The 19,036-nt window shown below is 40.2% G+C and carries 16 protein-coding genes and 1 riboswitch; of the genes, 6 read left to right on the top strand and 10 right to left on the bottom strand.

Translation table 11 applies throughout. The features are described 5' to 3' along the window. Window position 1: 1 nt before the first annotated feature. On the bottom strand, window positions 2-1,177 hold the full coding sequence (locus P20439_RS00705) for an efflux RND transporter periplasmic adaptor subunit (protein ID WP_008109287.1): 1,176 nt from the start codon (window positions 1,175-1,177) through the stop codon (window positions 2-4). 170 nt (window positions 1,178-1,347) lie between these two features. Here P20439_RS00705 and P20439_RS00710 point away from each other — a divergent pair, with 170 nt between their 5' ends. Continuing rightward, window positions 1,348-1,611 carry a YkgJ family cysteine cluster protein gene (locus P20439_RS00710; RefSeq protein WP_008109286.1) on the top strand — a complete coding sequence of 88 codons (264 nt, stop codon included), beginning with the start codon at window positions 1,348-1,350 and terminating at the stop codon, window positions 1,609-1,611. A gap of 511 nt (window positions 1,612-2,122) precedes the next feature. On the opposite strand, the gene P20439_RS00715 is transcribed toward P20439_RS00710, so the two are convergent. Further along, window positions 2,123-3,976 (bottom strand): TonB-dependent siderophore receptor, encoded by a 1,854-nt coding sequence (locus P20439_RS00715; protein ID WP_008109284.1) that lies wholly within the window; start codon window positions 3,974-3,976, stop codon window positions 2,123-2,125. Window positions 3,977-4,178: 202 nt separating this feature from the next. Between P20439_RS00715 and P20439_RS00720 the strand changes: the two genes are divergently transcribed. Further along, window positions 4,179-4,682, top strand: a complete 504-nt coding sequence (locus tag P20439_RS00720) for a peptide-methionine (S)-S-oxide reductase (RefSeq protein ID WP_008109281.1) — start codon at window positions 4,179-4,181, stop codon at window positions 4,680-4,682. 55 nt (window positions 4,683-4,737) lie between these two features. Here the strand turns inward: P20439_RS00720 and P20439_RS00725 are convergent, their stop codons facing one another. The 5 genes from P20439_RS00725 to P20439_RS00750 form a co-directional block, all read right to left on the bottom strand. Next, a complete protein-coding gene (locus P20439_RS00725; protein WP_036932614.1) occupies window positions 4,738-5,100 on the bottom strand; it encodes a hypothetical protein in 363 nt (120 codons plus the stop codon). 483 nt (window positions 5,101-5,583) lie between these two features. Continuing rightward, complete coding sequence (locus P20439_RS00735) at window positions 5,584-6,135, bottom strand: DUF4136 domain-containing protein (RefSeq protein WP_008109277.1); 552 nt, start codon at window positions 6,133-6,135, stop codon at window positions 5,584-5,586. A 104-nt stretch (window positions 6,136-6,239) separates the two neighbouring features. Beyond that, window positions 6,240-9,032: an ATPase gene (locus P20439_RS00740; RefSeq protein WP_008463967.1), complete on the bottom strand. Its 2,793-nt coding sequence runs from the start codon at window positions 9,030-9,032 to the stop codon at window positions 6,240-6,242. Then, a complete protein-coding gene (locus tag P20439_RS00745) occupies window positions 9,029-9,577 on the bottom strand; it encodes a hypothetical protein (protein WP_008109273.1) in 549 nt (182 codons plus the stop codon). Before P20439_RS00745 ends, P20439_RS00740 begins: the two co-directional genes overlap by 4 nt. Window positions 9,578-9,582: 5 nt before the next feature. Beyond that, on the bottom strand, window positions 9,583-10,854 hold the full coding sequence (locus P20439_RS00750; protein WP_008463968.1) for a hypothetical protein: 1,272 nt from the start codon (window positions 10,852-10,854) through the stop codon (window positions 9,583-9,585). Window positions 10,855-11,050: 196 nt separating this feature from the next. Between P20439_RS00750 and nhaD the strand changes: the two genes are divergently transcribed. Together nhaD and lysC are read left to right on the top strand one after the other, a co-directional pair. Next, window positions 11,051-12,298, top strand: coding sequence for a sodium:proton antiporter NhaD (gene nhaD / locus P20439_RS00755; RefSeq protein ID WP_008109270.1), 1,248 nt, complete (start codon window positions 11,051-11,053; stop codon window positions 12,296-12,298). Between the two features lie 98 nt (window positions 12,299-12,396). Beyond that, window positions 12,397-12,569, top strand: a riboswitch (Lysine riboswitch). A 75-nt stretch (window positions 12,570-12,644) separates the two neighbouring features. Next, window positions 12,645-14,036, top strand: coding sequence for a lysine-sensitive aspartokinase 3 (lysC, locus tag P20439_RS00760; protein ID WP_008109268.1), 1,392 nt, complete (start codon window positions 12,645-12,647; stop codon window positions 14,034-14,036). Here lysC and P20439_RS00765 read toward each other — a convergent pair. Continuing rightward, entirely contained in the window at window positions 14,010-14,768 is a 759-nt protein-coding gene (locus tag P20439_RS00765; protein WP_008109266.1) for a 4'-phosphopantetheinyl transferase superfamily protein, read from the bottom strand. The two genes, lysC and P20439_RS00765, sit on opposite strands and share 27 nt — an antisense overlap. Before the next feature lie 166 nt (window positions 14,769-14,934). Between P20439_RS00765 and P20439_RS00770 the strand changes: the two genes are divergently transcribed. Next, window positions 14,935-16,257, top strand: a complete 1,323-nt coding sequence (locus P20439_RS00770; RefSeq protein ID WP_008109265.1) for a sodium-dependent transporter — start codon at window positions 14,935-14,937, stop codon at window positions 16,255-16,257. Window positions 16,258-16,341: 84 nt separating this feature from the next. Here the strand turns inward: P20439_RS00770 and P20439_RS00775 are convergent, their stop codons facing one another. Both P20439_RS00775 and P20439_RS00780 read right to left on the bottom strand, forming a co-directional pair. After that, the gene (locus P20439_RS00775; RefSeq protein ID WP_008109263.1) at window positions 16,342-17,322 is read right to left on the bottom strand and encodes a 2-hydroxyacid dehydrogenase; all 981 of its coding nucleotides are present in this window, start codon (window positions 17,320-17,322) and stop codon (window positions 16,342-16,344) included. Window positions 17,323-17,380: 58 nt separating this feature from the next. Continuing rightward, on the bottom strand, window positions 17,381-17,902 hold the full coding sequence (locus P20439_RS00780) for a glutathione peroxidase (protein WP_008109261.1): 522 nt from the start codon (window positions 17,900-17,902) through the stop codon (window positions 17,381-17,383). 120 nt (window positions 17,903-18,022) lie between these two features. On the opposite strand from P20439_RS00780, the gene P20439_RS00785 reads away from it, so the two are divergent. Further along, window positions 18,023-18,904, top strand: a complete 882-nt coding sequence (locus tag P20439_RS00785) for an NAD(P)-dependent oxidoreductase (RefSeq protein ID WP_008109259.1) — start codon at window positions 18,023-18,025, stop codon at window positions 18,902-18,904. Window positions 18,905-19,036: the final 132 nt, after the last annotated feature.

Consider the following 19,036-nt stretch of genomic DNA (forward strand, 5'->3'; position numbering starts at 1 on the left):
GTTACTCCTGTTTCAGTGCAAGTTGAGTAACGTCTGGGGTTGTTACAACGTCTTCAATTTTTACCGCCATTCCCTCGGTAGGGTATTCAAGGGCTGAAGTAATTAGCTGTTCACCTTCATTGAGCCCTTGGTCTGCGATCACCATGCCGTTTTGTTCACGTATAATGTTAAGAGTTTTAAACGACAGGGTTAAATCGTCGTTTAATATCGCAATTTTATTTTCTTTGACTAAATGATGTGGCACAACAATGGCGTTATTAACTGCACGACCTCCTATGCTAGCGTTAACATAGGAGCCAAAACGCAATGGTTGAGTTTTGTTAGCATACGGGGTTGGTAATTGCGCCACTAAGTAGCTCATACGGCTTTTTTGATCTATCACCCCTTCACTGCGCACCACTTTAGCTTGCCATGTGGTTTCTTTGCCCGCGAACTGCGCACTAAATAACACTGTTGCACCAATGCCGCCATTATTTAAGTATTGCAGCTCTTTATCGGCAACCGGTAAACGCACTTCAGCGACCGAGGTGGCACTGAGTGAACCAAAGATATTACCTGGATTTACAACAGAACCCAAGCTAATGCTTCGCGCGTTAATAATCGCGTCGTAGGGGGCTTTAATATAGGTGCGTTCTAAATTACGTTTAGCACGTTTTACACTTGCTTGCGCTGAACGATAACGTGCCATTTTCTCTGCCAATTGCGGTTTACGCAAATAAAGCGCAGAAGCAGTAATATCGCTTGAGTCTGCTTTAATGCGTTCCCATTCAGCTTTAGCAACATGTGCTTGAGCACGTTCTATCTCAAGCGCTGAACTTGCTTGGGCAAGGCCTGCTTCAGCTTCAATTAAATCAGCTTCGTAATCATTTGGGTCAATTCGTGCTAAAATATCCCCTTGCTTTACGAAGGCACCTTCAACAAATTGCCCTGCAACAGAAATAACTTGGCCACTTACCTGAGCAATCAGCTCAGTGCGGTCTTTAGGTTGCACAATACCGTACGATTTAACATCGAGAGTGATTGCATCAAGGTGAATAGGTTGTGCTGCAACCAATGGGCGAGTATCTTGTTCTGGTTTTTCTTCTGGTGGTTTTTTCATTGCTGAAAAGCCCGCTGCGAGGGCGATGCCACCAACAAGGACCGCGATAGGGAGTATTATTTGTTTTTTAGTCGCCACAAGGCATTCCTTCATAAATTGTGCTGATGAACTAATGATACGCAATAAAGTGTTTACAGTGTGTTTGAAGATGTAACAAGTCATTGCACAATGCGGTTGCAAATAGAACAAATCGCTCTATTTAAATGCAAGCAGCAACAATATAATTAAAATTTATTACTGAGGTTATAATGAAAACACAATCAATGGCGTGCCGTTTAGGCTGTGGAGCATGCTGTATTGCACCAAGTATTAGCTCGCCAATACCGGGTATGCCAAATGGTAAAAAGGCCGGAGAACGTTGTATTCAGCTGGATGAGCGTAATTTATGTAAGCTATTTGGTGATGAGTCGCGCCCTAAAGTGTGTAGTGATTTTAGCGCCACTTTAGATGTTTGTGGGACAACTAATGAACACGCATTAACGTTAATTACCGAATTAGAGCAATTAACCTAATTTATTGTATTAAATACACATATATTTACAATTTATACGCTTGAAAAGTGTTGATAACCTGAACTCCGGATAATAAATCCATCTCAAGCAGCTATTTTCAGCGCTAACTGCGTTGAATTTACTTGCAATAGGCTAGCTATTGACGCGTAATTTCGCCTTGTTTTCACTAAAAATCTCTAGCTTGAGAAAATAAATATCATTTTGATTCAATATGTTAGTAAATCTCTTAACCAGAGTTCAGGTTAGATACTTACTTTGTGTTTCTAAAAGTAGTACTGAGAGAGTGCAATTAAGTATCCACTAAGCATTGTCGCTAGTGTTACCTCATTCACTTCTCTTTGCTCATACTATTTCAATTATGCATGTACACAGAGGAGGGGATTCTGCGCTTTTAGAGTACTTAGGGAGGGCTGCGAAATGAAATTTCTAATTCAGCTTTCTACTGGTCTGTTTCTTATTTTAACTTAAAAGATAAGCTCAGCGTGGAGTAAGCCCTCGCTGAGCGATAAAGTTACCAGCTGTACGTGGCACTTAGTGTATATTGCTCGCCGCGACCTGGCGTACCTGGAATTTCTTCAAACGACTCATCCCATAAGTTATCAGCCGCAAGACTAATAAAGAAGTTAGGCACAGCTGGTGGAGTTATTTTTAACGTCAGCTGAGTAAATAGTGCCTCGTCATCTGAACGGCGAAGGGCATTTTTATGCTGTTTACGCCATTCATTATCAACACGAAACTCTAACATATCCGTCGGGTTCCAAATTGCACCGAGCGTAACACGATGATCAGGAAAATTTAAGGCATAAAAGCTAGCATCAACATTTTCAGCGCCATAGGTTTCTGTTTTATGTAAGTAGGTATAGCTGGCAACAATTTCTGTATTATTAAATTGTTTAGTGGCTAAAAACTCAAGGCCTGTGGTGTCAATATCAACCGGCTGTGCAAATCGCGCTGAGCTTGAATCAAAGCTAAATGTCCAATCGGTTAGGTTGTTATCTTTACGATAAAAAAGTGCGGAATTAAGCTGCCAGCTTTGTTGCTCAAGCAATAAGCCCAGCTCTAAATTTTTAGTGGTTTCGCGCTCAAGGTTAGCGTTACTTCTGAACAACCCACCAGTCTCGCTGCCAGCAATAGCAGTATAACCGGCTACTTGGTTTGCCTCAGCATACGACAAATACAAAGTTCGCTCAGTGCCATCGTTATTTTGGGTATTGAAACTAACATCACCAATTAACGATAGGTCAGAATCATCACGACTGGTGTTATCAAACGCAGCACCTAAGCGGACGTTTAGTTGCTGGTTGCTTGCTAGTGCTGTTGTGTATTCAGGCAATACACTAAGCTTAAAGTAGTTACGTGAAGTAAAGTTATTTTCAAGGGTGGTGGAGTCAATACTGTCTTCTATATATTGCGCCGAGTAATTAACCGCAACTGACTGTGTTTGCGCATGACGACCTGAAATAGCCAATGATTTTACTTGTGTTTCATGAAATGCTTGGAACGCGCTTGGGTTCTCTCTTGAATAAACATAATGGTCGTTATGCTTGCGGTAATAAGCCGATACTTCAAATTCACTGTTGGTAGCATAGGCTTGCTTATGGTTGAGCATCCATAATTGGGTTTCTAAGTCTTCGGTTTCATTTACACCAAATGGGGTATAAAGGTTTGGCCAACCAAAAAACTTTTCTTGTAAGCCGTAAAATAAATCAGTTTGTGAATCGCTCCCAGTTAACTGCACTCTGCCAGAAGTACGGGTAAAGTCATGATCGCCAAAATCAATTGAACCATCACTTTGTGAGTGCGAATGTTCACCTTCAAAACCAATGCGCCAATTAGCGTTTGCTTCAAGTGGAGTACTCACACCTGCATGAATTGTTTGTAAGTTAAAGTCATTTGAGCCTGCGCCCAAAGAGACACTGCCACCGGTTGTTATTGGTTTCCAAGCAAACGACACAGTACCCACAGAGCTATTCATGCCATAAAGTGCATTATCGGCTCCGGTTAATACGCTGGCACCTGTTAGCATTTGTGGTGCAATAGGAATTTCTGCAAAGTAGTGACCAGACTGCGGGTCGAGTAGAGTTGCACTGCCGACTCTAAAGCCGGTATTTTCAAAAATACCACCGCGTATCGTTACATCAGCTTGTGCTTCAGCCATATTGCGTGATTGCAAGTCAACACGCGGGTCGTACTCTAAATTTGAAATAGGTGAATCAAATGTACCAACAGGTAATGTATTGGCGGTGGGTGACGCTTCAATTGTTATTTGTTCTATGGTTGCTGTTTCTTTACTCTGCTCTGCATAAGCAACAGTTGAAATACTGGCTAACACGACCGGTATAATAAGGTGCGGGGCACGATTCATATCATTATTCTCATTTTATGCAATGGCGCTAACAATTAAATACCTATCACTTTTTATCACATGATAAGGTAAGCTCACTAAGCTAGGGTGATTTTGGGCGCTATTGTACATTAATGATAAAAAACTGCATTTGATAATCAAACCTAGCGTTACAAAATAGTAACTCTGCATCCTATAAATTATTTACATTGGTCACTTTATTATGCAAACACAACAATCGAGTCATTCATTAAATCAGCACACACTTTATTTTGCTGGTGGTTGCTTATGGGGCGTGCAAGAATTTATGAAGTATTTACCCGGAGTAGTTACTACTGAGGCGGGACGTGCCAATGGCACTAGTAACACAACACAAGGTGAATACGATGGCTATGCCGAGTGCGTGAAAGTAACCTTTGATGCCCAAGAAGTAACCCTAAATGAATTAATCGGCTATTTTTTTGAGATTATTGACCCATACAGTATCAATAAACAAGGTAACGATGTAGGCGAAAAATACCGCACCGCCATTTTTAGCCAAGACAGTAATCATTTAAACATCGCCAGAGACTATATTAGCCAGCGTGATGATGCTGAAAAAATAGCGGTACAAGTAGCGCCATTGACTAATTATGTCCCTAGCGATCCCGAGCATCAAGACCGTTTAACCAATCACCCTGATGATTATTGCCATATCCCACTTGATTTATTACACAAGTATAAATAACAACTTCATTGATGCGTATTTAAATAAAAAAGGCTGGTAACTAATAAAGCTAAAATTAGCTGTTACCTCGTTTATGCTTTTTTTTAGATTTATTAGGCTTTTTCTTTTTTCGTGGGAACATATCTCTAAAAAGATAGGGCACAGCTAAAAAGTAGACCCCAGTTCCTAAATAAATAAGAAGATAAAATAGATAAGTAAACGGTGACGCTGAAAAGAAATAAACGTCAGATTCGACCCGGTAATCTGTTGGAGTCAGAATATAGCCATCATGTATAAATTTTATCGCAAATATAATAGATAAAAGGCCTAAAGCCCAAGATACTATAGAGAATGCGATTTGATTCAATAGCATTCTCGTATTACTGATATCTACATATTTTACCTTTGGTTTCTTTTTTTTATTTTTTGATTGCTTCATTTTGGCCAAAAAAAGTAATAATGATTGCTACTAATATTCCTACAAAACCAGCGCTTGAAAAAATTAGACTGTATTGACTCTTAATATTGAAGATATTTAATAGGCTGGTTATTAACAATAAAAAAATACCAATAATTTTTATAATACGTGAGTGTTTTATTCAAACAAAACCATGTTTGACAAGAAGGGCATTGTTTTTTCAATAAAAATACTATTTTTGTTAATATTATTTATATCTTTAGCTGCAAAATTACTTTTACAATTTGGGCACATTTCTTTCATTTTAATCCTTTAATTTATCTCACAACTTTAAACACTAGGTTTACTAAACGTCTTATTGATTAAGCTTTATCCCTTGTAACATGATTACTATAGCATTGAGCTATCACCTTGTTAATACGCAACTTATTACATTATAGGCAAACAGTTTTTAAGCCATAAAAAAGCCCGCGAACATGCGGGCTTTTAAATATTAATTAAAATTTATTGCTGCGCTTTAGGCGGAAAGTTGCTTAAAATATTGGCAACCGTTTCTTTAATAGCGGCTTCACGTTGTGATGGTGTTTGTTTTTTCTTTAAACGGCCATCTTTAGCACCACGCCAAATTAATTGGTTTGACTCACGATCAATAATATCGATAACTAACGTGCCTACTTCATATTCGCGTGCGCTTACATCGTGGTTAAAGCCTGTGCCCCAGTAACCCCAACGTGCACCGTAGCCTACGTTAAAGCTGTCAACTTCAAGCTCTTTATCTACACTTGCATGGTAATTAACAAGTACATCAGCTTGCGCTACGTCAACCAATTGCATACCTAATTGCTGGCTTAGTTGGTTGTTTACCGCATTGCGAACGCGTTTTTCCATCAGCCCACTGATTTGGTAGTTATTCGTGTCTTTGGTTAGGCTCGCGTTTTCTACCCAAGCAAACGTTTTGTAGTTACTAAAGTTTGCTGATTTATCGTAATCCCAATCGGGCGTTTGTGTACAGGCGGTAAGTAGCGCCAGTGCTGCGACAATAAATATATGTTTCATACCGTTTGCTCCAATAAAGTGCGTTTGTTTAAACTACCATGGGCGAGGGTAATTTAAAATCTAAAAATAAGTGTAACTGACTAAAATGAATAGCTAATTAATTCTTAGTCCAGTAGAGAGGCTTTATGTTCAACCTCAATCCAATCTTTTTCATCTACCCAGTTTTGTGCACCGTCTTTTACTGAACGAATTGGCACAATATAATCACAACTTATTTGCGGTTTAACGGAGGCAAATATTGGCACAAAGCCAAAGCTCAGGGCAGTTTCTATAATTGCCTTTTGGTTTTGCGGGTCGATATCAGCCGCTTCATCTATATAAATAGGTATACGGTATAAGTTTTGTTCCTGATCGCTTAATAAATAACGAATAAACAACATGCCACATAATAGCTTAATGGTGATACGCGTACCATTTGAGCCAGCCGAGTCTATCTTTTCAAAGTGCTCGGTTTCGCCCGCGCGGTTAACCACTTCAAAACGAATATCAAATAAATCGGTAAGGGTCAGGCCTGCTTTGTCTGAGGCGAGTTTAATTAAATGATCTTTTGCGTCGTTTACCGCACTTTCGCTGTAAGGTTCTTGGCTGAGTAAATCCAGGGTATCGCCTTGTTCAATTTGGTTAGATGTACTGATAATGGTATCAATGCTATCTACCAACATTTTGCGCGGGATAATATTAATTTTAAACGCTTGCAGGTTTGAAATGCGGTGCTGGCTTATGCCTTTATTAAAGCTATTCATTTCACGACGTAGGCGGTCTAAATCTTCACGTAAGCCTTTAATCGTGGCGGCCACTTCGGTGAGGGCAACGCGACCTTGGCGCTCAACGGCATCACGTTCGTTATCAATATTATGAAACGCGCTAATAAGTTTTTGGTATTTACTAAACTCATCGTTTTCGTTATCGAACTTGGTAATACCTGCATTGTAAATATGCATATAGGTATTACGTACATTTATATCGAAATTACGAAGCTCTTGGCAGTCTTTATTAAAGTGGTGAATTAAATCGCTTAAATTATCAAAATCGATTTTTATATCAATCATGTAAGGTGTCACTTTACCACTGTATAAATCTAACGTGTGGTCAATACGCTCGGTTTTAACTTGGCGCAGGCGCTCTGTTTGACGATTAATTTGCGCTTGTTTTGATTTAATTAACGAGCGTCTATCAGCAATTGAGCCACTGTTTTTTTGAATATCTTGTAGGTAATCGTCAACTTGTTCGCGCTCGGCTAAAAGCTGCTCTCTTAGCATCGCTTGGGCGTCAACCGACTGTTGCATCACTTCAAATTGCTCTAAGCGTTTAAGTGCGCTTTCTGCACTCATAAGCTCCTCGTATAGCGCGTCTTTTTCTTTTTGTTTATCAGCAACATTGGCGGCCACTTCACGCTGCTGTTTAAACTCTTTTAATGATTGCTCAAGCGCGGTTAACTGAGCGCTCAGTTGCTCTTTATTTTCGCCGCTTTGCATTTGTACTGGTGAGAGCTTTTTAAGTTTAATACTGGCACCAGGTAGGGTGAGTATACCGCCTTTAACATTTTCGCTCAGCTGTGATAAAAATTCACCAAAGGCATCTTCGTCATCAATGGTTATATCGCCATTGCTGGTGGTGGCAAAGGAGAGCAGATCGGGGTTTAATAGTCGTGATATTTCTTCTACCTCTTTAAGTGATAAGTCTTCACGCATACGGGTGAATAAATTAAATTCTAAGTTTTTAAGTTGTAACTTTAAGCTCTTAATTTGTTTTTGTGTTTCACCAATACGGAAATCAAGGGTGTGCAGGCTTTGCCCTTGAGCACTCGTAATAGAGTGTGACAACGACTCGTAGTCATTTTTTAACTGCCTTAGGTTACTTTTGAGAGTGGCTTTATTAACCAGCTCAAATTCACTTTTAAGAGCGTTGAAATCTAAAAACCATTGTTCAATTTGAGTTTGCTTGCGCTCTATATCGCGCGATTGTTGCACGTATAGGCTTTGTTTTTGTTCAAAATCGTGTTTTTCGTGCTCAATGTCTTCAAGGGCGATGTTGAGCTCGCTTAGTTGCTCTTCCTGGTACGTATCAAAATCAATCAGTGCTTGGTCAATTTTTGGCGCATAAGCGGCCAGTTTACCTTTAAGCACGGTTTGGTTTTCTAGCATAGATTCAAGAGCGGCTATGGGCTCTTGCATTGATTCTAGTGCTTTTAATTCGCGTTTTGCGCGGTTTACTTTATCGAATGAACGGCGCCATACTTCGTAAAAGTCGACCTTTGAATTTGACATGTGGCGCTCAAACACACGCAACATAAAGCGCTTAACGTCGTTTGCGCCTAATTTATGTAAATTAAGAATACGACGAAATATTTCTTTGTATATTGCAGAGTCTTGAACGTTGTTGAGGGGGATCATTTTTAAATTGATCTCACCGTCAAATTGCGTTGCTCCGCCTGTCAGTAGGGCGTTTAATTCTTGTGCCTTAAGCTCTATTGGGTTGTAACCTTGCTGCTTTAAGTGGTTAAACAGCTTGGTAAACTTAATAATGGTATTGCCTTGGGTGTACTGGGCTAAATCAAGCTTACCTTGATAGCAAAAGTATTGGTGCGCATAACCGGCAATTTTACCTAAGCCTGCTACACCAATGACAACTGAGCCATGGGGTAAATCGGCTTGCAGTAAAATGTACGATTGATCTGATGAAAAATAAAACTTACGGGTTTCATCTAAATCGTGGCCATCCCACTCGGTAAGGCGTAAATCGTTAATTAGCGGAAATTGCAGTGCATTAATTACTGAGCTTTTACCTGTGTTGTTAGGTGCACAAATCGAGCTACTTTTATCCAGTGGGATCACACATTTGGCATAGCCTGCGGTATTGAGTAGGGCGAGTTTACTCAGTCCGTATAAATTTTTCATTGCTCGTCCTCACTAATAAAGGTCTCTTCGTTTACTTCCATTAAGGCATCAATATAGCGATGAATAGGGGCTTGCAACATAAAGCCACCTTCTAACTCGCGGGCAAGACCTAAACGTACCATGCGTAAATACACATCTTTTCGTAAGTCAGATCCCGAAAATATCTCAAGCTGATCGAACAAATGTTTATTAAGCTGTACCAAGGTTTGCATTAGCTCTAAATCGTTTGGCTCGTCAAATAATGCGCGCATTGGGTCTTTACCTGTATTGGCAAAATGCTCTATTAAAATGTAAATAGTGAGCGCTACAGCGCGTGAAATCTTACCCATGTTTGGGGTGCTTTCATCGCTGGCAAAATAATAAAAACCACGGCTATCGTGTTTTAACTCGTGGCCTAATGCTGTAAATAAGGCAGTATAAGCGTCTATTTGTTGGTCAAGCTCTTGCCACATTACGGTGTCTTGTTCGCAAATGTGGTAACCGGCGACTAATTTTTTATTAATGGCTTGTAAGTGAGAAAGCTCATCTAAGTTTATATGGGTCATGGTAATTACTCGTGCTCGGCTTTATCAGCCTGAGGCTCTGAATTAAAGGGATATAAATTAAAGTGCTGGCCTGCAATGTTAACGCGGGCTTTTTTATCGCTTTGGCTAATTTCTAGGGTGTTATCGCTTACCAACTTTTGATACAAAAACAGCATTTCATCGGCTTCAAGCTCAGGGTAGCTTTCGTCTAAAAATTGCAGCAGAGGCTGTGGTTTTTTACGCTGCTTTTTAAAGCGTTTGGTAAACTGCGCTTTTACATCGTGGTAGTCAGGAATGTTTGGCGTGACAAACGCGGGCACATCATTTTGTTCTGGTAGCTGATATTCATGGTGTTCAAACTCAGCTAGGCTTGCCATATAGGCAATAATATGACGCTGTTGACCCAATGAATACTTTTGCGCATCGCTTACAAAATGGGGTTGCACGGCGCTGAGCATATTATCCACCCCGTTTTTACGAATTAGCCCTAATACTTTTGCTGCTTGGCGGGTAATAAGGTTATTACGGCGCAGCTCTTCACGCAGTGGCATTAGCATATCGGCACTTTTGCGTAAGCTTGTCCGGCCAACTAGGTGCATTTCGAGAATACGGGTACGTAATTGCTCAAGCATACGTTTATCGTTGTACGCCTTGCCTGAGCGTTCAATATGTTCTATTTGGGTGCTAATTTGTTGCTCAATTAGAGTAAAACAGGCATGAAAGTCGCCTCTAATATCGACCATTTCTAGCATGGGTTCTATATATTCATCAAACGCTTCTATCACGGCTTTATAGCGCTTTTGCAGCGATTGCACCGCGTTATTTGATTTGGCTTGTTCAACAATATTTAAAATGGCGTTTTCGTTGTGTAAAAACAGTTTAATTATTTTACGAACCCGATCATCCATAATGCGGCTAAAGCGGCGTAAATCATCAAAATCTTCCATTTCACCAGCATTAGATAGCCGATTACCTAAGCGAGCTAAATCATCAACCAATACGCTAATTTCTTGTGCTAAGCCTAAATGCTCTTCTTGCAGTAAAAAGGTAGCAAAGTCAGCAATAGCACGGTTAATTTCTAGTTGTGACGATTTAGCCAAGGGAATAATAATTTCTTGATTTAATAACCGATTGGTTTCTTTATAAATGCGCTCATTATTCCACGTCGGTTGCTTTTGCTTAATGGCATTTTGAAGATCTTTAATACTAAAGTCGGCCATTTTAAAGCGTTTAAATAATAGCTCTAATACACCCCAATGCTCAGTGAGGGTATTAAGTAGCTTTTTAGCTGGGATCATAAGGCGTTACAACATCCTAGTATTCGTTATTTTATATTTCTTGAGCTTATATGGTATTCGTTTTTGCGACGATTTAATAATAGTTTTTACACCCACATAGTGATAGTATCCGCGCCGAATATAGGCACATAGAATATGTGGGTATATTTTTTACATGGTTTCAATTTTTACTTAACCCCGAAGGTTGTTTAATATCATGGTTTCCTCGATTATCCTGACGCTGATAGCGATTGCATTCTTGCTTATCGTTATTGAGGATGTGATTCACGTTAACAAAGCCAAAACGACATTATTTTTTGGTACGCTTTGTTGGATTATCTCCTTTATTTTTCCTCTTAATGGGCAAAGCCCCGAAACGATTCAAACCCTCCTAGACCACAATATTTTAGAAATTGCTTCCTTATGGCTGTTTTTAATGGCCGCAATGACCTTTGTTGCCTATTTAAACTCCAAAGGACTCATCGAAAATGTTGTGAACCGGATTATGCCAACCAGCATTAGTGAGCGAAAGCTGATGTTTTTGGTGGGGAGTTTTGCGTTTCTATTTTCATCTATTTCCGACAACGTTACAGCCACATTGATTTCCTTGGCAGTGATTATGTCATTAAAGCTTGAAGCCAAAAAACTAGTTAAGTACGCCACCTTAATTGTATTTGCAGTGAACTCCGGCGGTGTTTCACTTATAACGGGTGATGTAACCACGTTAATGATTTTCCTTGATGGTAAAGTCACCATTAGTCACTTATTACTGTTAATTGTGCCAGCGTTATTAAGCGTATTATTACTGGCTACCTTGTTATCAATTGGTATGAACAAGCAGTTAGAGTTTAAAAAGACTAAATTCAAACGCATCGAAAAAACCGACATTACTATTGCTGTTATTTTCTTCACTACGGTTATTTCTACCCTCACTTTAAGTGTTTTATATAGTGTGCCGCCATTACTTACTTTTTTACTCGGCCTGTCTATTATGTTTTTAGTCGCGCAATTTTTAATGCGTAAAAAAGACATCAATAAAGATATGATCGACTTTATACGTGACATAGAGTACGACACCTTATTGTTTTTCGTAGGTGTGTTATTACTTGTTGGCGCATTAAAAGAAGTGGGCGTGCTAAGCCAATTTACAAACCTGTATACAGTGATGGCGCCAGAGTACGCTAACTACTTAATGGGTATTTTATCGGCCGGTGTTGATAACGTGCCACTAACGGCTGCGTTACTAAAAGCTGACATTGTAATGAGTCAACAGCATTGGTTGTCGTTTACGTATGCAACTGGTGTGGGTGGTTCAATGCTGATCATTGGTTCGGCGGCTGGTATTATTGCTATGAGTAAGGTTAAAGAACTTACTTTTGCAAGTTACCTTCGTTTGTCGTTGTATTTGTTAGTGTGTTACACCTTTGGTTATGCTGGCTCTTACTTTATGGGTAGTTTTATTTGATTTTATAATAAAACGACTTGACAGCTAGACGTCTAAACGATAACTTTCAAAGCCGCACTCTTAGTGCGGTTTTGTTTTATTAGCCACTGGTTAATAATACATTCAGAAGAGGTGCGATACTTAGGTACTTAATGCGAGGCAACGACAGCCTACGACCATTAAGGAGGGAAGTACTCGCCGAGGAAAACAATGGGTCGTTACTATTGTTTTTCGGTTTATGGGGCTGAATCCTCAAAACTGTCACCAATTTAGGTGGAGAGCTTCTGGCAGTAGATTTTTCTTATCTTTATTTCCTGCCAAGTTCTTCTTGTTTTATTGCGGTTTGGATGCCGCGAAAGGAGACGAAATGACTACCCAATCAGTGCCACAAGGTTTACAGAGCACAAAATCAGATTACATTGTTGCCAAATTTGGTGGCACCAGCGTGGCTAATTTTGAGGCCATGAGCCGTTGTAGCGAAATCATTGTAAACGATAACAGCGTTCGAATTGTTGCAGTGAGCGCCAGTGCCGGTGTAACTAATCACTTGGTGGCACTTTGCAAAGCCGATATTGATGCCGCAGAGCGTCAACAGCATATTGATGGTGTACTTGCGATTCAGCAGGCAATTTTAACTGATCTGACCCTAGATAATGATTTAGCGCTTGGTTTTAATAACACCCTTGATGAGTTTCAAACTCTGGCACATCAAATACTGACAACAGAGCAGCAACACGATGAGCTACTTAGCTTTGGCGAGCGTTTATCGTCGTATTTATTTACTCAAGTATTACGCTTAAAAGGCTTAAATTCGCAGCGTTTTGATGTTCGCCAGGTGCTTAAAACTGATAGCCAATTTGGTAAAGCCACGCCAAATGTAGCCGCTACAGCGCTTGCAGCTAAAGAGCATTTAATTCCTTTACTAGAGAACACGGTTATTGTTACTCAGGGTTTTATTGGCAGTGATGAAAACAATGTAACCACCACACTGGGTCGCGGTGGCTCTGATTACAGTGCCGCCTTGTTAGCTGAAGCAATTAACGCTAAAAGTGTGCATATTTGGACCGACGTAGTGGGGATTTTTAGTACCGATCCGCGTTTGTGTGCTAAAGCGACACCTATTGCGCGTTTAAGCTTTGATGAAGCGGCAGAAATGGCCACTTTTGGCGCTAAAGTGCTGCACCCAGCTACAATTTTGCCAGCCAGTCGCAGCCATATAAATGTGTTTGTTGGCTCAAGCACAGAGCCAGAGCGTGGGGGCACGTGGATTGAACGTGAAAAATCGCAGCTACCAGGTATTCGTGCGGTCACGCAACGTAAAAACCAAATACTACTGACCTTAAAAAGCCCTGAAATGCTATTAGCGAGTGGTTTTTTAGCGCGTATCTTTACTATTTTAAGTGAATGCAATATTTCGGTAGATTTGGTTACCACCTCTGAAATTAGTGTAGCAATTACCCTTGATAATGCGCCAAATGCATCACGCCCAGAGCTAGATCAAGAGTGCTTAGATAAACTGGCTGAGTTTTGCCATGTATCGGTTGAGAACAATCTAACCCTAGTAGCACTTATTGGGTCTGAAATTGTATTGCGTCAGCACGAAATGAATTTAATGCAGGTGTTGAGCGAATTTAACATTCGTCTTATTTGCCATGGTGCGAGTAAACACAACCTGTGCTTTTTAGTTGAGCAAAATGAGTCCGATGCTGTGGTTCAAGCTATTCATAGCCGACTACTTGAAGGCGAGCTGGCTGCTTAACGTTTTCAATGAGATAAATGAGCACCGCCAGTCGGTGCTTTTTTTTGCCACAACGCTTATATCAAACTGCTCGTTTACATCATTTGTTAATGTGGTGCTGGTTGCATTTAATTGCGTGTTGCCAAGCTCACAAAATACATTAGGGCTTAATAGCTGGGCAATAGGGCGGCTGGTTGCTTTTGCTAATGCCTCTTTTAATGTCCAAAGTCTGAAAAATGTCGCCGCTTTAGCAGCTGTGCACGGTTGCTTAGTTATAAGTGCCACTTCTGCAGCATCATAAAAGTGCTTTGCGAGTTTTTCAAATGGTCGTTTCAAACTGATTTTTTCTATATCAAAACCAAATAGCGAATTATTAATATTTAGGGCCACGCCTACCAAACCATGAGAGTGTGACACACAGCAACTACACACAAAGTTATTATTTATATTTAGCTCAAGCTTGCTGGTTTGTTGATTAAATTCAGAGCTGATGTTGCTCAGCGCTATATCACTGCTGTTAGGTAATACGCTTTTGACTAAATATTTTAGCAATAGTCGCGTTGCTACATACTCTTTTTTTGCTTGTGGTGTTTTACGACGCGCGATGACACTTAATTCAAACGGGCTTAAAAACTGCGTGAGTGTTAGCTCATCAACCTGCAATTGGCTGGCATCAAATAATAAAATGGTGTGGTTATTATTCTCAGCAAGCGGTGTTTGTAATAACTGATTGTCGAAGTAAGCTGAACTCATTATTGCTCGTTAAAAGTGAATACCGATTACATAGTTATCGTTATAAGCTGGATAGTTTGTGAGCGGTTGTTTGCTGTTATGTGCGCTAAGTACATTTTTATTACTCAGTCGCCCTTAAATATGGTTTAATTCACATTCGATAAAATAATAACAGATTTGTAGGTGTATGACACAAGTGCGTGATGGTTTTCAAAGTCGACTTGGTTTTGTATTGGCAGCAGCCGGTGCTGCGGTAGGTTTAGGCAATATATGGGGTTTTCCTACACAGGCTGCTAATCATGGTGGCGGCGCATTTTTATTGGTGTATTTTATTGTTATTTTTTTGCTAGCGCTGCCTGCATTATACACCGAGTTGTATTTAGGCTACAAAGCCCAAGCTAATCCGGTTAAAGCCCTAGGCCAAGCATGGCAAGACCATGCGCCTAAAGTTGGCGCTGCTGCAGGTTATATAGGCTTAGCAGGCGCAATAGTCATGTTAAGCTTTTATTCAATAGTGGCAGGTTGGATGCTTTCTTACGCCATAGAGCCTATAACCACCTTTTTAGGCTTGCAGAGCTTGAGTGAGTTTTTACATAGCGACTCTATGCTACGTAATTTTATATTTACGCCGCTGATGCTTATTTTAACCGCCAGCATTATTTTAAAAGGGGTTAAATCAGGAATTGAAACCTGGTCACGCCGTTTAATGCCATTATTACTTGTTTTATTGGTTGGCCTAATTGCTTACATTGCCACCTTAGATGGCGCAAGCGAAGGGTTTGCTGCCTATTTAGTGCCTGATTTTAGCAAAATACTCGACCCTGATTTAATTATTGCCGCAATGGGGCAAGCGTTTTTCTCATTATCACTGGGTGTGGGCTGTATGATGATTTATGGCTCTTATTTAAAGCCCGGTGCTAACTTACCAAAATTGACTGCAAGTGTTGCTTTACTCGACACCAGCGTGGCATTTTTAGCAGGACTATTAATTATACCGGCTATTTATGTGGCTCAGTTCAATGGCGTTGAAGTATTTAGCAACGGTAAACTAATCGGTGAAGGACAGCTTATTTTTGCCATATTACCTGAGTTATTTGGCACCATGGGCGAAATTGGTTTATTAGTTGGCTTACTATTTTTTGTGTTGATGTCGATTGCTTCAGTTACATCAACCATTTCATCGACTGAAATTCCGGTGGCATTCTTAGTAGAAAACCACAGTGTTGATAGAACCAAAGCCACATGGGCCGTTAGTGCCATTGTACTTATTTGTGCCAGTACTATTATTGTTAATTTTGATTGGCTATTTGGTTTGGTTATTATGGTCTTTACCCAATACCAACTACCGCTGATGGGACTATTTTACTTTGTTACAGTAGGCTGGTTATGGCAGCGTGGTAATAAGCTTCATCAAGCAAGTTCTGGTGCACATTATTGGTTTGCTCAGTACATTCGTTTTGTCTGCCCAGTGCTAATGACCTTAGTATTTGCAAACGTTGCGTTTGGCTAGAATACAGCAATAACTCATGTGTTATAGATAACAAAAAAGCGAACACTATATTTTGTTCGCTTTTTTGCTTTTTGGTTAGCAGCGCTATAGCACCTCGTTTGTTAAGCTCTTTCCTTGAGTAACCTCAAATGCATTTTGTAAGGTGATATTGGCAATTTCTGTAAGCGCTTCTTGAGTAAAAAAGCCTTGATGGCCGGTGATCAATACATTTTTAAAGCTTACCAAGCGAGAGAAAATATCGTCTTGGTTTATATCGTCACTGTGGTTTTTAAAAAACAGCTCTGATTCTTGCTCGTACACATCAAGCCCTAAATAACCTAGTTTTTGTGATTTAAGCGCTTTAATACACGCTTTACTATTAACCAAGGCACCTCGCGAAGTGTTTATTAGCATAACCCCTGTTTTCATGGCGGCAAATGCGTCATCGTCTATTAAATGATGAGTGTGCTCGTTTAGCGGGCAATGCAAAGAAATGATATCGCTTTGTGTAAGCAGGGTGTTTAAATCGGTAATAGTGTAATTACCAGCTTGTGCATTAGGGTCGCATACTAAAATGTGAGCGCCAAAACCGGTTAATATATTACACAATGCTTGGCCAATTTTACCGCAGCCAATAATACCCACCGTTTTATTATGCAAGTTAAAGCCAAGTAAGCCGTTTAAGTCAAAATTGTCTTCACGTACGCGGTTATAAGCTTTATGGGTTTTACGGCTAAGCGTAAGCATAAGTGCAATACAATGCTCTGCGACTGCCTCAGGGCTGTAAGCCGGAACGCGCAGAACACGCATACCATGCTGTTTAGCAGCGGCTAAATCTACATTATTAAAACCCGCACAGCGCAGTAAAATGGTGTTAACCCCAAATATAGCCAGTTGATCAATAACCGCTTTATCTACCGAATCGTTTACAAATACGCATACCGCATCAAATTCTTTAGCTAAAACCGCAGTGTGCGTCGATAAACTTTGCTCAAAATAGGTAATAGCGATGTTAGAAAAGCCAGTTAAGCTTTGTTCGAAAAAAGGGCGCTCGTATTTTTGAGCACTAAAAAAAGCAATCTTCATTTATTACTATCCAACTAACCTAGTTACATCAACCATAAACCATTTTTATTATAGATGCCTAACCAAAACGAGTGTTTGCTGTTTTTATAACCGGTGTTGACCCTAAACTGCTTGTTATTACGCTGTGTAATGACTCTGGTTTAGTACGCGGGGCATAGCGCGCAATTAGCTGTCCTTGAGCATTAACTAAAAACTTAGTGAAATTCCATTTTATGGCACGGTTTTGTGCAATTCCACGCGTATGTGATTTTAAATAACTAAACAGGGGATGCGTATCGGGGCCATTCACCATAACCTTATCAAATACTTCAAAATTAATTGCAAAGTGTTTTTGATAGTAGTCTTTTATTGCCATGCCCTCTAATGGTTCGTTTTTATCAAACTGATTACATGGAAAGGCTAGAATAGCAAACCCATCGCTTTTGTATTGTTGGTATAGCTTTTCAAGCGCACATAATTGCGTCGAAAAATGACATTTACTTGCTGTATTTACAATAAGAACCGTTTTTCCTTTTAACTGGCTCAAAGGAAAATCACTGTTATTACAAAGTGGTGCGTTAAATTGATAAATGCTATCCATAGATTACCTACCTAATTTCCTTATCAGGGAAATTTTAAAAGACTTTCATTCGCTTTTTTAGCGGCCGATTGACATAATCGAGCTTATGTTTCTAAGTTATCAGTTAAATAGGTCATTTTTATGTCAGTTAAAATTGCATTTATAGGTTTAGGCGTAATGGGTTACCCAATGGCAGGGCATCTAGCAAAAGCAGGGCACAGCGTATGTGTTTATAACCGCACAGCAGCTAAAGCACAAAAATGGGTCGAAGATTTTAACGGCAGTTTTGCACCTACCCCGCGTGAAGCCGCAAATGGTGCCGATATGGTTTTTATGTGTGTAGGCAATGACGACGATTTACGTTCAGTGGTATACGGCAATGACGGTGTGCTAGCAGGCATGCAGGAAAACACAATTTTAATCGACCACACAACTACTTCTGCTGAGGTAGCGCGTGAAGTTGCGGCAAAAGCGGCTTTACAGCATATCGACTTTATTGATGCGCCGGTATCGGGCGGTCAAGCTGGAGCTGAAAATGGGGTGTTAACCGTGATGGCGGGTGGCAACGAAGCAGTATTTGCTAAAGCACAACCTATCATGGCGGCATTTAGCCGTTTTAGTCAGCTTTTAGGCGAAGCGGGCTCAGGGCAATTATGTAAAATGGTTAATCAAATTTGTATTGCTGGTGTAGTGCAAGGGTTAGCTGAGGGCTTACATTTTGCTAAACAAGCGGGGCTTGATGGCGAAAAAGTAATAGAAACCATTTCTAAAGGCGCAGCCGGTTCGTGGCAAATGGAAAACCGCTACAAAACAATGTGGGCAGGCGAATACGAGTTTGGTTTTGCTGTAGATTGGATGCGCAAAGATTTAGGCATTGCCCTTGATGAAGCTAAAAATAACGGTGCAACACTGCCAATGACAGCAACGGTTGATCAATATTACGCTGATGTACAAGCTCTTGGCGGCGGGCGATACGATACCTCAAGCTTATTAGCACGTATAGAAGCACTGCATAAAAAGTAATGTAATTGGTAAAAGTAAATTATTCACAAAGAGGATAAGAGGCGCTGCGCTTTTAGAGAAAGTGATAAACATAAACAGTAAATGTTGGTTTTATGTGTTTCTCATTCGCTTCTTTTGGTGGAATTTACTTTC

Origin of the sequence: Pseudoalteromonas sp. BSi20439 (genome assembly GCF_000241165.1) — a bacterium.
GTDB lineage: Bacteria > Pseudomonadota > Gammaproteobacteria > Enterobacterales > Alteromonadaceae > Pseudoalteromonas.